Raw genomic sequence first — 13,745 nt, 5'->3', positions numbered from 1 at the left:
CCCGCCGGCCGGTCCGTCATCGCCCGGCCAGCGCCCCCCACCCGGGGTTGACCGGCTCCCGGCGCAGCGGCATGCCCGCTTCCGACGGCGTCCGGTCACCCTTGCGCTGGTTGCAGGCGTAGCAGGCGGCGGTGGTGTTCCGCCAGGTGTTCCGACCGCCGCGCGAGCGGGGCAGGATGTGGTCGATCGTGGAGGCGGACCCACCGCAGTACGCGCAGCACCTGCCGTCGCGGCGCATTACCCCGGCCCGGGACCAGGCCGGCCCGGAGTTGAACCGCCACCGGGTGACCACGAAGCGGACCAGCCGCACCACCCGGGGCATCGGGAAGACCCCGATCACCCGGTCCGGCTCGGCCTCGTGGATCTCGGCCACCCGACGGCAGAGCATTCGGACGGCGTGTTGGACGGTGACCCGGTGCAGCGGGCCGAGGTCGGCGTTGATGACGAGGACGGCGTCCACCGGGACTCCTTTCCAGAGGCTGACGGACAGCGAAGAGCCGCCCGGTCCGGCTGTCGGACGGGGCGGCTCAGCGCGTACGGATACGCGTCAGTCGAGCCGGCCCGCCCGGGGACCTTCCGCTCGGCAACCGCCGCCGGGCAGCGTCGACGGCACGATGGTGACGTGCGACATCGCCATGAGCTGCTCCCGCGGTGGTGGTTGACCTTGCGCGCTCACGGTAGGCCGGGACGGGACAGACGGGCAACGGATTTCGATCGGCTGGCCTCGTCGGAACGTCGTTGGCGGCGGGTGGGGGTGGTGGCGTCCGTCGAGATGTGGGCGGTGGTCAGTGGGCGGTTCAGTCGCAGGGCCATCCGCACTGTGAGTTCGCTGTCCAGCAGGGGTCGGTTGACCTCACCGGCGACCGCCAGCGCAGGGCCCGAGACCGACCGCCAGATCGCGGCCAGGCCGGCGCCGAGGCCCACCAGGGCGACGGTGGCCCGGGTGGCCGGTGAGCCGGCGGCCGCGGCGGCACTCACCCCGACCACCGCGAAGAGCACCAACAGCACGGGTACGAGCACCGGCCAGAAGATGCCGCGTGCCGCCTGCGCCACCAGCCGCCGGTCCCGGATCATCAGGTTCCTGGCGATCACCGCGTAGTCCTCCTCGTCGAGCAGGTCGCGCGGGTGCAGGCCGCCGGTGAGCACGTCGCGCCAGAGGTCGCCCTGGCCGCGCAGGGCCCGGCTCAGCTCGGCGGGCGCCGGCACGGCCGGGTCCCCGAGGCCGGCCCGGTCGACAGCGCTCGACCAGGCGGCGAGTGACCGGCGCACCACCGCGGCCGAGTACGGCGGCAGGACGGTGGCCAGCTCGTCCAACCACCGGCGGATCTGGATCTGCCGCCCACCGAACTGCCTCAGCAACTGGGCGGCGTCGCCGGCTCGGACGGTGTCGGCCACCGATCGGCCCAGCCGATAGGCCAGGCCGACCCGGTGGTTGGTGGCCATCGTCCAGCGGAGCACGTCCACGTTGAGGTCGTCGAGGGCGAGCAGCAGGGGTACCGGGTCTGCGGGGTCGGCCCGGTCCAGGTCGGGGAGCAGGGCCCGGGCGGAGGCGGTGTCGGGCACCGGCCCGTTGTGCCGGGTGAGGTCGGCGATCTGGGCCAGGGCGACGTCCACCCCGTCGAGGTACATCCGCATCCGGCGGTGGGCGGACATCTCGGTGAGGTTGGAGAGCTTGGCCGGAGGCACGGCCGGTCGGGCCTCCACGGGAGCGCCGAGCTCCGCGTGCTGCCCGTGGTGGTAGGCGTCCGCCATCCACCAGCCCAGCCGCAGCGCGGTGACGATGCACGCGCGTTCGTCGCGGATCAGGGGGTACGCGTCGTCGCGGCCGATCTCGTCGTTCGGCGGGCCGCTTTCCGCGCCGACGCGGTGCAGTGGTGACATCTGCCGCTACCCTCCCGCCCGGTCGATCGACGGTTGATCAATCGAGCGTACGACAGCGTGCCGATGCTTATGGTGCGTTTTGTCGCTTTGGTGCTCTGCGGCCGGCGAGCAGTCCACGCGGTCGGATCGAGCGCACCGGCTCGGCCGAGGCGCCCTCGGCGCGCAGGATGTGGTTCGCGGCGATGATCCCGGTCGCCGCCGAGCGCTCCATCAACGCGCTCGGGAAGTCCGTGGCGATGCCGTCCCCGGCCAGGTAGACGCCGGTCGCGTCGGTGCGTACCCCCGGTCGCCAGGCGTGGCTGCCCGGCGTGAACGCCGGGGCCTGCGCCTCGACCCGGGCCCGCAGCTCGCGCACCCGCAGGTCGCCGGCCTCCGGCCAGAGCGCGACCAGCTCGCGGCGCATCCGCTCGGCCAGCTCCTCCGCCGGCACGCCGGGCTCGCAGGCGTACGCGTGCAGCTCGATGACCGACCCGCCGGTCTGCCGCGCCCAGCGCCGCGGCTCGTTCTCCAACCGGTGGTAGAGCGTCACCGAGTCCAGAGTGGGTTGCCGGGACACGCCGTTGAACACCGCCCGCTCGGCGGCCACGTCCCCGTCACACCAGAACCGCGCCACCGCGTACGGCGGGCCGGGCTGGCCGAAGGCGGGCATCCGCGCCGCCAGCTCCGGTGCCTGCCCGGTCAGGTCCGGGGAGGCCGCGACCAGCGCGGCGAGCGCCGGCGGGTCGACGGCGAGCACGACGTGACCGGCCGGGTGGCTGCCGTCGTCGGTGGTCGTCACCCGCCAGCCGTCGCCGTCGCGGTGCACACCGGTCGCGGCGGAGCTGGTCAGCACCCGGCCGCCGTGCTTCTCGACGTGCCGGGTCAGGGGCTCCCAGATCGCCGTGGCGTAGTCCTCGTCGGGGCAGTCGAACGCCAGCCCCTCCGGGTTGCCGAGCAGGTAGAAGTGGAACTGGGCGACCATCTCGGCGGCCGACATCTCCGCCTCGTGGTTGAAGAACGAGTGCGAGAAGACCTCGAACAGCATGGCCCGCGCCCGGTCCGGCAGTCGTAGCGACGCCAGCAGCTCGTCGGCGGTGGTGCCGTCCAACTCGGCGTAGGTGCGTACCGGGTCGTAGCTGAGCAGCGGCAGCGCGGCGTCCCGATCCATCAGTCGCAGGTCGGCCAGGCGCAGGCTGGGGCTGCGCAACAGCAACGCGAGAAGGTTCGTCGGCGGTGCCGGCGGCAGCTTGCCGAACTCCTCGGTCGGCCACTGCTCGCTGAGGATCGGGTAGCCCGGGATGGGCTTGAGGAAACCCAGGTCACTGTCGACCCGGCGGAGAATCGACCGCCAGTTGTAGTACTGCCGGAAGAACGCGTGGAAGCCGTGCTCGTTCTGCTGGCTGCCGTCGGCGAGCGCCTCCGGCCAGGCGCCCAGTCGACCACCGAGCGTCGGCGCCGCCTCCAGCACCGTCACCGCCACACCCCGCTCGGCCAGCACCACCGCCGCCGACATGCCGGCGATGCCGCCACCAACCACCACCGCCGTGGCCGGTCGCGGCACGCGGTCCGCGCCACCGCCGCCCGGGTCCACCAGGTGCTGGCGTACGCCGATGAGCCGACCCACCACTTGCGACAGCGCCATGGCACCTACCTTCCTCGGGCCCCAGTCTCCCCTACTCCAGGCATCGGCGCGCGCGGTCGGAGGCGGGCCAGACGTACTCCAGGTCTGCTGGAACGTCGTCACCGAAGAGGGGCCGGTAGTGCGCCGGGTCCTTGCGCACCAGCGACGAGCGGTGGCTCAGGTGCAGGTCGTCGCGGCCCAGCCACGGTGGTAGTTCGCCGTCCCGGGCCAGCTCGTCCTGGGTCCGTACGACACCGGCCCCGCAGGCGGCGGCGAGGTCGACGGTCATCGTGGTGGCACAGGTGTCCGCCCGCCCCGGTTCGGTCCACACCGCGCACATGTCCAGCCCGTAGCGGGTGAGCGCCTCCTCGTACCCGGCCCACATCTTCACCGCCGGGTGGTTGCGCCAGCCGTACCCGGGTCGGGTGAGCCCGCGCAGCACCTGGATGGCCTCCACCCGTTGCTTGCCCAGCCGCTTCTGGTCCAGCGTCCGGGCGCTGGCCAGAAAGTCCGGGTACGGGAGGAACGTCTGCATGTCGCTGCTCTACCCGTCGCCAGGGCGGGCATGCCTGGCCGGGGGATGATCCGGACGGGGTCGCCCACCGTGGCCGTGCTGATTACGATCCGGGCATGGCGGAGCCGTGGCGGGACCGGGCGCGACGGGCGGTCGAGTGGAACTGGCGGCTGCGCTCCGTCGGTGATCCACGCCCGCACTATGTGATCTGCGGGAAGGACGCGCTCGCCTACTACGTGGCCAGGGCGATGCTCGAATCCGAGCTGCCGACGGGTGGCGCCCGGGTGACAGTCGTGGTGCCGGAGCGTTACCGCAGCAACGGCCCGGACGTGGCGGCGCTGCGGGGGGTCCGGGTGGTCCGCTCGGATCGGCTGGACGTGGCCACCTTCGAGGCCGCCGGCCTGGCCGGGGCGTCCGGGCTGGCCCTGCTGCACCAGGACGACGTGGGCAACCTGCACGCCGCACTCTGCGCCCAGGCTGTCGACCAGCGGGTCCGCCAGGTGCTGCGAATGTTCAACGGCACCCTCGCCGACGGTGTGCGCAAGCTGCTCAAGGCATCGGTCGAGGTGCTCTCCGACGCCGAGATGGCCGCGCCGGCCTTCGTGGCCGCCGCGCTCGGCGAGGTCGACCCAAGTTCCTTCCAGCACCGGGACAAGACGCTGCGGGTGGCCCGCCGGGCCGACGTCCGGCCGCAGGACGTGGTCTGCGCACTGGCCCACCTCACCGAGGGGCAGGGGGTGGAGCTGCTTCCGGCCGAGCAGGCTGGCGCAGACCTGGTGCTCGCCGAGGCGACCGGGCAGCCGCCCGGCACCGAGGTCGCCGCCCGTCGACTGGTCCGGGCCCGCCGGCGACGCCGTCCGGTCGCGGTGCTGCTGGGCGCGGTACGCGGCTTCGCGACCCGCAAGATCGGTGTCGCGGTGATGCTGGTGCTCGCGGTCATCGCGGTGCTGGGGGCGCTGATCTCCCGCACCGAGGGTGCCTCCCCACTGGAAGCCCTGTACCTGACGCTGGTGACCACGCTCAGCGGCGCCGACCCGGACACCACCAAGCCAGCCGGCGCGCAGATCATGCAGGTCGTGCTCAACCTGGCCGGGTTGGCGCTGATCCCGCTGATCACCGCCGTCGTGGTGGACGGCATCGTCAACGCACGACTGGCCCTGCACACGGGCCAGTTGCAACCCGCGCGGGTCGGGCACGTCGTGCTGATCGGCCTGGGCAACGTCGGCACCCGGGTGATGGCGCAGCTGCGCGAGTACGACGTCGAGGTGGTGGCGATCGACAAGGACCCGGAGCCGCGCGGTGCCGCCCTGGCCCGTCAGCTGGAGGTGCCGCTGATCGTCGGTGACGCCTCGCTGCCGGAGACGCTGGTCGCCGCGTCGGTGGCCGACTGTCAGGCGCTGGTGGTGGCGTCCACCGACGACGTGGCCAACCTGGAGGCGGCGCTCGCGGCCCGTGATCTTCGTGGGGACCTGCGGGTGGTGCTGCGGTTCTTCGACGGTGACTTCGCCGAGCGGGTGGAGGAGACCTTCGCTCTCGGCGTCTCCCGGTCGGTCTCCTATCTGGCCGCCCCGGCCTTCATCGGTGCCCTCACCGAACGGGCGGTGATCACCACGATTCCGGTCGACCGGCACGCGCTGCCGGTCGCCGAGGTGCCGGTCGCCGCCGGCTCCGAGTTGGACGGCCGGCCCCTGGGCATGGTCAACCGGGACGGGCAGGTCCGGCTGATCGCCCGGACCCCGGCCGGTGGCGGCAAGACGATCTGGTGGAAGGACCTCGACCCTCGCCAGGTGATCTTCGCGGGCGACCGGTTGACAGTGGTCGCCCGGCGGCGCGGACTGGACTGGCTGACCAGGCACTGCGCGCCGCCTGCTGGTTCCGGCCCGATTCTTCCCCGGCCCGGCGGGGAGCCGCAGTCGACACCCAGGTCGGTGCCGGGGTCGGCGGAGTGGCACGTCGCCGCTTCCCCGGCCGGCGCGGCGGGTCCCGTGCCGGTGCCACCCGCGGTACCGGCGACGAACGGCGGCACGCCCGCCGAGGTCGAGGTGATCCGCCAACCAGAAGGGCCCGGCGAGTCGGGGTGACCAGCCCGGCGCGATGCCGGTCGGTGGGGTTCCCGCTGTCGACGGCGGCCGAGTAGGGTGCGCCCGTGCTTGGTGGTGGGGTGGGCCGAGGAGCCCGGGACGCGCAACGACTGCGGCGCGGCGCGGCCGTCGTCCGTCCCGTGTGGACGGGCATGCAGAAGGCGTCCCTCGCGACCCTGGTGAAGGTGCAGTTCCTCGAAGTGGACGGCCCGCAGACGGGCGAGAACGCCGAGACGTTCCTCGCGAGTCTGGTGCAGAGTCGCTGCGGCGTGATCCTGGCCGTCGGCGACGCGCCCGTGCAGGCGGTCCCTCCAACAGCCGCGCGGTTCCCCTCGGCGAGATTCGTCGCCTTCGGTCCCGCGACGCCCGGCCCCAATGTGGTCGTCGAGCAGGCCACCGACCCGGAATCCGTGCAGCGCAAGGCCGTTGAGGTGGTCTCCGCGCTGGCGTCGGGCAAGGACTGACACTCCAAGGCTTCTCTCAGGATTGGCCGTTCGGCCATCTTGTGTCCATGATCGAAGAACCCTCACACTCCGCGTTGGTAATTTCACTTCACGGGGGAGGGGCCGGCCATGAGCCGATCCGTTGCCAGTGACACACGACGTGTCGCATTCATGGTGGCTGTTGTCTTCGGTCTGACCGTCGCCGTTCCGGCCGACGTGGTCCGGCCGGCCGGGGAGTTCCCGCTGACGTGGCTCACCAACATCTTCCGCCCGGACGGAACGTGGCAAGTGGCACCCCAATGAGCTGCGCTTATCGATTAATCGAGGTCGGCCCAATGGGTGGTGGTATTTCATGACGGACGTGTATGAGCTCGGTAAATTGGCCTTTCACCGTGGAGATTTCCATGTTGCTTGGGCGAAGCTGCAGCAAGCCGAGGGTGACGGCAGGGCTCTGCTGTTGCTCGCGCAAATGGCTAGCAATGGGGATGGGCGGAGCGAAGACCCATTTCTGGCCGCCCGACTCTATCGCGAGGCAGCCGAAAAAGGTAGCGCGTGCGCGGCATACAACCTCGGGGCTTTGTATGCAACGGGCCGCGGCTTGGCGGCCGACGAGGTTGCGGCATTGAGGTGGTACGAACGCTCGGCTGAACGCGGAGATGCGGATGGCTTTCGGATGGCCGGCCTCATGTACGCGACGGGTCAGGGTTGTGGTGCTCCGGATCTTGATAAGGCGGAGGAAGCTTGGCGTGCTGCTGCTGAACTGGGGCAGCGGGAAGCGCTTGCCGATCTGGGCAAGCTCTTCGCGTATCACCGCCAGGATCCGGTTCAAGCAGCAGGCTGGTATCTCGAGTCGGCAGGCGCGGGTAATGAGTCGGCCATCCACGAACTGCTTCGCCTATGCCCGGTGCTTAAGGCGCAGGCTGAACTCGGAAATACTCACGCGCGTACGATGTTGGGCGTGATTTTCATGTTATATGTCGACGCTCCGAAGGAGACGATAGATTTTTTGGACCAGTCCGCCTCTGAGGGCGATGTAGTTGCTCAGCGAACTCTGGCCTACCTTCTGGAGCGAGGGCAGGGTGTTGCAGTTGACCAAGAGCGGGCGGTGCAGCTCTATCGTGCGGCAGCGGAGGGCGGAGACGGGATAGCTGCCTTCAATCTCGGTCTGCATTACGCCAACGGCCACGTTCTTGAAGTCGACGTTTCGAGTGCTGTGCACTGGCTAAGAGTGGCAGCGGAGGCGAAAATCGCTGAGGCGTACGCGATTCTTGGTAACCATCTATCCTTCCTTGACCTCGATGAAGAAGCACTCGAGTGGTATCTGGTCGGCGCCAAGGCGGGTCAGGTCAATTGCATGTTCGTCGTGGGCGGCTGGTACCGGGACGGCGTCGGTACGAGCGTAAATCTGGTGCAGAGTCTGCGTTGGTTCCTTGCGATGCTGAATGAGGGCAGCGGGGACGGAGTGCACGAGGCGCACCAGTTCGTCTCACGGATGACATCCGAAGAGGTTCGAGAGGCTGCTCGCTTGGCGGGCCGACCGCTCGATGCGGATGTATTCCTCGCACAAGGATGCTGAGTCCACGTGTGGTCCCGAAGCTGGAAGGCGCTAGTCAGGTAGTCGACTTGCGGTGGCGTACGTTGTGCGTACACTCGTTCTGTGAGTGCGAAGGCGGAGCGGCTGCACCTGCGGGTGGATGAGCAGCAGAAGGCGTTGCTGGAGGCGGCCAGTCAAGCGGCCGGCGACAGCGTGTCGACGTTCGTGTTGAAGGCGGCGACCGAAGCAGCGGCGGATGTGCTCGCCGACCGGCGGGCGTTCCTGCTGGACGAGGACGCGTGGCGGGTCTTCGACGAGGCGTTGCAGGGGCCGGCGCAGGACGTCGCCGGGCTGCGGGAACTGCTGACCGGTCCGACGGTGCTCGACCCGCCGACTGATGGTGCGCCACTGTGAGTTCCCGCTTCTCCGTGGTCGAGCCTCTGTCGGCCGAGTTCGCGGTTGCGGGGTTCGACTGCGGCTCCCGCGCTCAGTCGGTGTGGCTGGCCGAGCATGCCCTGCAAGCCCACCGGGCGGGCTTGTCCCGGGTGTACGTGGTGCGGGACAACGAGCACCCCGATCAGCGAGTGGCCGGCTACTACGCCCTGGCTGCCGGTAGCGTCGCCCCCGCCGATGCCTCGCCTCGCCTGCAGCAGGGGGCCGGCCGCTACCACCAGCCGGTGGTGATCCTGACTCGGCTCGGGGTCGACCGCAGCGCCCAGGGTGTCGGGCTGGGTCGAGCCCTGGTGGTCGACGCACTACGGCGGATAGCTGCCGCCTCCGAGGTCATCGGCGTACGCGCGGTGCTCATACACTGCGAGACGGAAGCCGCCCGCGACTTCTACCAGCGGCTAGCTAAGTTCGAGGCCAGCCCCACCGACCCCATGCACCTGTTGCTGTTGATGAAGGATCTTCGCCGCGCGCTCAGCGGCTGACCCCCCAGATCCGCAAGGTCGGCGGATCGGGTCAGCAGGAACCGGTCGGCAGTGGGCGACAATCCTTGACATGCGTTTCCGCATCCTGGGTCCGACCCAGGTGGTGCTGGCCGACGGGCGAGAGGTCCCCGTGGGCGGTCCGCGGCTGCGCGCACTGCTGGCACTCCTCCTGCTCGACGCGGGTCGGGTGGTCTCCGCCGAGCGGCTGATCGACGGCCTGTACGGGGAGCATCCGCCGCGAGGAGCGGCCAACGCGCTCCAGTCCCAGGTGTCGCGGCTGCGTCAGGCCCTGCCCGCCGAGCACGACCCGGTCGAGTTTCACCCGGCCGGTTATCGCCTGGCAGTGGATCCCGACGATGTCGACGCGTACCGGTTTGAACGGCTCGCCACGGCGGGACGCCGCGCGCTCGTCGACGGCGACTGGCCCCGGGCGGCGGCGGTGTTGCGCGAGGCGCTGGAGTTGTGGCGGGGTCCCGCCCTGGCCGATGCCGTCGGCGCGGCCGGCGCGCCCGCGCAGGCGGCCCGGCTGGACGAGCTGCGGCTGGCTGCCGTCGAAGATCGGATCGAGGCGGAGCTGGCGTTGGGCGCACAGAGCGCGCTCATCGCGGAGCTGCGGGAGTTGGTCGTCGCGCATCCCCTGCGGGAGCGCTCGCGCGGCCAGCTCATGCGGGCCCTGGCGGCACTGGGTCGGCCTGCGGAGGCGCTGGCCGAGTTCGAGGACGCGCGGCACACGCTGGCCGATCAGCTCGGTGTCGACCCATCGGCGGAGCTGGCTGCCGTTCACCTGGCGGTGCTGCGTGGTGAGGAACGCGAGGCGGCCGAGCAGGCGCTGCCGAGCCAGCTCACCACGTTCGTCGGGCGGGAGGAGGAGCTCAGGCGCGTTGGGGAGCTGCTCGGCCAGCGCAGGCTGGTCACCCTCACCGGCCCCGGGGGAGCGGGCAAGACCCGGTTGGCCATCGAGGCGGCGGGACGCGTCCACGGTGACGTCCGTTTCGTCGAGCTGGCCGGACTGGCCGACGGGTCGGACGTGCCACAGGCGGTGCTGAGCGCGCTCGGTCTGCGTGACGCGGGTCTGCGGGCCCCGGCCGAGCCGGGCCGGCAGTCAACCGACCGACTGGTCGAGGCGTTGGCCGAGCGGCGGCTGCTGCTCGTGCTCGACAACTGCGAGCACGTCATCGCCGACGTGGCCCGGCTCGCCGCACGACTGCTGGGCGCGTGCCCGGCGCTGCGGGTGCTGGCCACGAGTCGCGAGCCGCTCGGGCTGGCCGGCGAGGCGCTGTGCCCGTTGTCCGGGCTCACCCTGCCGCCACCCGACGCGTCGACGGAGAATGCCGACGACTACGCCGCGGTCAGCCTCTTCGCCCAACGGGCCGCCGACGTCGCACCCGACTTCACCGTCACGGAGGCCAACGTCGACGTGGTGCTGCGGATCTGCCGCACCCTCGACGGCCTGCCGTTGGCGATCGAGCTGGCCGCCGCGCGGCTGCGGGCGTTGCCCGTCGCGGAGGTGGCCTCCCGTCTGGATGACCGGTTCCGGCTGCTGTCCATGGGCAGCCGGGCGGCGTCGCCCCGACACCGCACGCTCCGGGCTGTGGTCGAGTGGAGCTGGGACCTGCTCGACGATGCCGAACGCAGACTGGCCCGCCGGCTGACCGTTTTCGCTGGCGGCGCCACGCTGGAGGCCGCCGGGAGGGTCACGGGCCTTCCCAGCGCCGAGTTCGTCGACGCGCTCAGCGGTCTGGCCGACAAGTCCTTCGTGGAGCTGACCGGCGGCCGTTACCGGATGCTGGAGACGGTGCGTGCCTTCTGCGCGGAACGTCTCGCCGAGGCCGGCGAGGCCGACCAGCTACGTCGTGCGCACACCGCGTACTTCCTGGAGTTCGCCTGGACCGCCAGCGACCACCTTCGGCGAGCCGAACAGTTGCACTGGTTGCGGCGGCTCGACGCCGAGCGGGACAACCTGCACGCAGCCCTGCGCCGTGCCACCGCGGCCGGTGACGCGCCCGACGCGGCCGGGTTGGTCGCGGCCCTGTCGTTCTACTGGTGGCTGCGCGGCATGCGCGGCGAAGCGGCCCGGTTGGCCGCCAACGTCCTCGACCTGCTGGGGGCCGAAGCGCCGCCGGGGCTGAGCGAGGAGTTCGCCCTCTGCGTCTACAACAGCTCGCTCGCCGGTGCCGGTCACCTGCCGTCGCTCGGAACGCAGCGGTCGGTGATCCGCAGCCTCGACGGGCCGCCTCGACAACCGTTCCTGCTGTATCTGTCGGGGATCTCGACCGGGCCGCCGACCGGCGGCGCCGAGCACGTCGAGGAGCTGATGCGGGAGCTGAGGCGACTGGTCGGCCCGGACGTGTGGATCAACGCGCTCGGCGCGATGGGAAGCGGCTCGGCGCTGATGTGGAGTGGCGAGTGGGACCGGGCCAGGAGTGCGCTGGCCACCGCGCTCGACGGCTTCCGGAGCACGGGGGACCGGTGGGGCTGCATGATCACACTCGGTGCGCTCGGCGAGCTTGCTGCCTGGCAGGGTGACCCGGAGACGGCGGGCGCCCACATGGACGAGGCCATGGGACTGGTCGAGGCGCTCGGGTCGGCCGTCGACCAGGCCGACATGCTGCGGACCAGGGGCGAGATCCGGCTGCGTGCCGGTGACCTCGCCGCAGCACGGGACGACTTCGCCGGTGCGCTGCTCCTGGCGCAGCGCAGCGGCGCGCCCGAGTTCGTGGCCAGCGCTCGCCTCGGCCTCGCCCAGGTGGCCCGGCTGCGCGGCGATCTGGTCGAGGCGAGACGGCTCTGCGAGGAGGCGTTGGTCGGCGGGCTCACCGGCTGGTACGTCGGCGAGGCCACCCGGTCGGAGATCATCCTCGTGCTCGACGAGATCACCGAGCAGGAGAAGGCCGAAGCCGCGAGCAGGCCTGGTGCGCTGCCGTCAGCGGACGGTGCGTGACCCGTCAGCGCCTGACCGCACCGTGGGGTCATGACGACATACGAGGTGGTCGCCGAGGGTCTGGGCAAACGGTACGGCCCCACCCGCGCGCTCGACAGGTTCGACCTGGCCGTACCGACCGGCACTGTGTACGGGCTGCTGGGGCCCAACGGCGCGGGAAAGACGACGGCCGTACGGATCCTCACCACTCTGCTGCGCTTCGACGCGGGCAGGGCCACCGTGGCCGGGTTCGACGTGCTGCGACAGCCGGACGAGGTGCGGGCCCGGATCGGGTTGACCGGACAGTACGCCGCGGTCGACGAAACCCTCAGTGGTCGGCAGAACCTGGAACTGTTCGGCCGCCTGTTCCGGCTCGGCCGGCGGGAGGCCCGGCAACGCGCCAACGAACTGCTGGAACGGTTCGGGCTTGCCGAGGCGGCGAGCCGCTCCGCCGGTGAGTACTCGGGTGGGATGCGCCGTCGGCTGGACCTCGCCGCCAGCCTGATCCGTACGCCGCGCGTGCTCTTCCTCGACGAGCCGACGACCGGTCTGGACCCGCGCAGCCGCAACCAGGTGTGGGACCTGGTCCGCGCCCTGGTCACCGAGGGGACGACGGTGCTGCTCACCACCCAGTACCTGGAGGAGGCCGACCAGCTCGCCAACCGGATCTCGGTGATCGACGCCGGTCGGGTGGTGGCCGAGGGGTCACCGGACGAGCTGAAGTCGATGACCGGCGGCGACCGGATCGAGGTGGTGGTGCGCGATGCGGCCGACCTGGACCTGGCCGCCGGCATCGTCGCGCCGATCTGCGGCGCGGAGCCCGAGCGTGACCCGGAGATCCGGCAACTCAGCGTGCCGGTGGCCGACCGGGTCGCCGGGCTGGTCGACGTCGTGCGGGCGTTGGACGACGCGGGGATCGCGGTCGAGGACATCGGCCTGCGGCGCGCCACGTTGGACGAGGCGTTCCTGCACCTGACCGGGCATCGTCCCGACGAGGCCCGCGAACCCGTGGGCGCCGGACGAAAGGCGGACGTGGCATGACCACTGCGGTAGCCGACGGTTGGACGATGACCAGGCGAAACATGATCCATGTCGTCCGTCAGCCGGAGGAGGTGATCCTGTACTTCTCACTGCCGATCATGTTCGTGCTGGTCTTCGGGTACGTGTTCGGCAGCGGCATGCAGGTGCCCGGTGGTGGCAACTATCGCGAGTTCCTGCTGCCCGGGGTCTTCGTGATGACGATGCTGTACGGCCTCGGCGCTACCGCGACCGGCGTGGCGCTGGACCTCAGCCGGGGTGTCGTCGACCGGTTCCGGTCGATGCCGATGGCACGGTCCGCCCTGATGACCGGCCGCAGCGCCGCCGATCTGCTGCGCGCCCTGCTGGAGATGTCCACCCTGCTGGTCTGCGGCCTGCTCGTCGGTTGGCAGTGGCGAGAGGGTGTGGGCAAGGCGTTGCTCGCCGTCGGGCTGCTCCTGCTGCTGAGGGTCGCGATCACCTGGATGGGGATCTACCTGGCGCTGCTGGTCCGCAGCCCGGACACCGTCGGCGTCATCGTCTTCCCGGCGGCGTTTCCGCTCACCGCGATCTCCAATGTCTTCGTGTCGCCGGAGCTGATGCCCCCGGTCATCGGGACGATCTCGGAGTGGAACCCGTTGTCGGCCACCGTCGCGGCGATCCGCGAACTGTTCGGCAACCCGGGTCTGGGTGGCGACTCCTGGCCGGCGGAGCACGCCATGCTGTTGGCGGTGCTGTGGCCGGTGCTGCTGATCGCGACGTTCGCTCCGCTGGCGGTGCGCCGCTACCGACGCCTGAGCCGTTGACACCCCCGCGCCGGTGG

13 protein-coding genes are annotated in these 13,745 nt (G+C 71.1%); 9 read left to right on the top strand and 4 right to left on the bottom strand.

Annotation, left to right across the window (positions count from 1 at the left end; genetic code table 11):
* Positions 1-16 precede the first annotated feature (16 nt).
* From AC3CF1_RS17330 to AC3CF1_RS17315, 4 genes are all read right to left on the bottom strand, one after another.
* The gene (locus AC3CF1_RS17330) at positions 17-460 is read right to left on the bottom strand and encodes an HNH endonuclease (protein WP_328369597.1); all 444 of its coding nucleotides are present in this window, start codon (positions 458-460) and stop codon (positions 17-19) included.
* 212 nt (positions 461-672) lie between these two features.
* Positions 673-1,881 carry a hypothetical protein gene (locus AC3CF1_RS17325; RefSeq protein WP_488450841.1) on the bottom strand — a complete coding sequence of 403 codons (1,209 nt, stop codon included), beginning with the start codon at positions 1,879-1,881 and terminating at the stop codon, positions 673-675.
* Between the two features lie 67 nt (positions 1,882-1,948).
* On the bottom strand, positions 1,949-3,502 hold the full coding sequence (locus AC3CF1_RS17320) for an FAD-dependent oxidoreductase (RefSeq protein WP_488450840.1): 1,554 nt from the start codon (positions 3,500-3,502) through the stop codon (positions 1,949-1,951).
* 31 nt (positions 3,503-3,533) lie between these two features.
* Positions 3,534-4,016, bottom strand: a complete 483-nt coding sequence (locus AC3CF1_RS17315; protein WP_088950458.1) for an MSMEG_6728 family protein — start codon at positions 4,014-4,016, stop codon at positions 3,534-3,536.
* A 95-nt stretch (positions 4,017-4,111) separates the two neighbouring features.
* Here AC3CF1_RS17315 and AC3CF1_RS17310 point away from each other — a divergent pair, with 95 nt between their 5' ends.
* The 9 genes from AC3CF1_RS17310 (at position 4,112) to AC3CF1_RS17270 (ending at position 13,728) form a co-directional block, all read left to right on the top strand.
* Complete coding sequence (locus tag AC3CF1_RS17310; RefSeq protein ID WP_488450839.1) at positions 4,112-6,076, top strand: potassium channel family protein; 1,965 nt, start codon at positions 4,112-4,114, stop codon at positions 6,074-6,076.
* Positions 6,077-6,141: 65 nt separating this feature from the next.
* Positions 6,142-6,540 (top strand): hypothetical protein, encoded by a 399-nt coding sequence (locus AC3CF1_RS17305; RefSeq protein WP_488450838.1) that lies wholly within the window; start codon positions 6,142-6,144, stop codon positions 6,538-6,540.
* Positions 6,541-6,690: 150 nt separating this feature from the next.
* Positions 6,691-6,822 (top strand): hypothetical protein, encoded by a 132-nt coding sequence (locus AC3CF1_RS17300; RefSeq protein WP_488450837.1) that lies wholly within the window; start codon positions 6,691-6,693, stop codon positions 6,820-6,822.
* Positions 6,823-6,871: 49 nt separating this feature from the next.
* Entirely contained in the window at positions 6,872-8,095 is a 1,224-nt protein-coding gene (locus AC3CF1_RS17295) for a tetratricopeptide repeat protein (protein WP_488450836.1), read from the top strand.
* 81 nt (positions 8,096-8,176) lie between these two features.
* Entirely contained in the window at positions 8,177-8,467 is a 291-nt protein-coding gene (locus tag AC3CF1_RS17290; RefSeq protein ID WP_238683057.1) for a type II toxin-antitoxin system TacA family antitoxin, read from the top strand.
* Positions 8,464-8,985 carry a GNAT family N-acetyltransferase gene (locus AC3CF1_RS17285; protein WP_328849004.1) on the top strand — a complete coding sequence of 174 codons (522 nt, stop codon included), beginning with the start codon at positions 8,464-8,466 and terminating at the stop codon, positions 8,983-8,985. The genes AC3CF1_RS17290 and AC3CF1_RS17285 overlap by 4 nt, the downstream gene beginning before the upstream one ends.
* Positions 8,986-9,055: 70 nt before the next feature.
* A complete protein-coding gene (locus AC3CF1_RS17280) occupies positions 9,056-11,926 on the top strand; it encodes an AfsR/SARP family transcriptional regulator (protein WP_488450835.1) in 2,871 nt (956 codons plus the stop codon).
* A gap of 30 nt (positions 11,927-11,956) precedes the next feature.
* Positions 11,957-12,946, top strand: a complete 990-nt coding sequence (locus tag AC3CF1_RS17275; protein ID WP_488450834.1) for an ATP-binding cassette domain-containing protein — start codon at positions 11,957-11,959, stop codon at positions 12,944-12,946.
* Positions 12,943-13,728, top strand: coding sequence for an ABC transporter permease (locus AC3CF1_RS17270; protein WP_088950453.1), 786 nt, complete (start codon positions 12,943-12,945; stop codon positions 13,726-13,728). The genes AC3CF1_RS17275 and AC3CF1_RS17270 overlap by 4 nt, the downstream gene beginning before the upstream one ends.
* Positions 13,729-13,745: the final 17 nt, after the last annotated feature.

It is taken from the genome of Micromonospora sp. MGP-C2, assembly GCF_057766525.1.
This window is presented reverse-complemented; position numbering and strand designations above follow the sequence as displayed.

Bases quoted from the DNA above. Each gene is read 5' to 3' on its own strand.
- AC3CF1_RS17270 (WP_088950453.1), top strand. From the start codon at position 12,943: ATGACCACTGCGGTAGCCGACGGTTGGACGATGACCAGGCGAAACATG.
- AC3CF1_RS17295 (WP_488450836.1), top strand. From the start codon at position 6,872: ATGACGGACGTGTATGAGCTCGGTAAATTGGCCTTTCACCGTGGAGAT.
- AC3CF1_RS17325 (WP_488450841.1), bottom strand. From the start codon at position 1,881: ATGTCACCACTGCACCGCGTCGGCGCGGAAAGCGGCCCGCCGAACGAC.
- AC3CF1_RS17320 (WP_488450840.1), bottom strand. From the start codon at position 3,502: ATGGCGCTGTCGCAAGTGGTGGGTCGGCTCATCGGCGTACGCCAGCAC.
- AC3CF1_RS17275 (WP_488450834.1), top strand. From the start codon at position 11,957: ATGACGACATACGAGGTGGTCGCCGAGGGTCTGGGCAAACGGTACGGC.
- AC3CF1_RS17300 (WP_488450837.1), top strand. From the start codon at position 6,691: ATGGTGGCTGTTGTCTTCGGTCTGACCGTCGCCGTTCCGGCCGACGTG.
- AC3CF1_RS17315 (WP_088950458.1), bottom strand. From the start codon at position 4,016: ATGCAGACGTTCCTCCCGTACCCGGACTTTCTGGCCAGCGCCCGGACG.
- AC3CF1_RS17310 (WP_488450839.1), top strand. From the start codon at position 4,112: ATGGCGGAGCCGTGGCGGGACCGGGCGCGACGGGCGGTCGAGTGGAAC.
- AC3CF1_RS17280 (WP_488450835.1), top strand. From the start codon at position 9,056: ATGCGTTTCCGCATCCTGGGTCCGACCCAGGTGGTGCTGGCCGACGGG.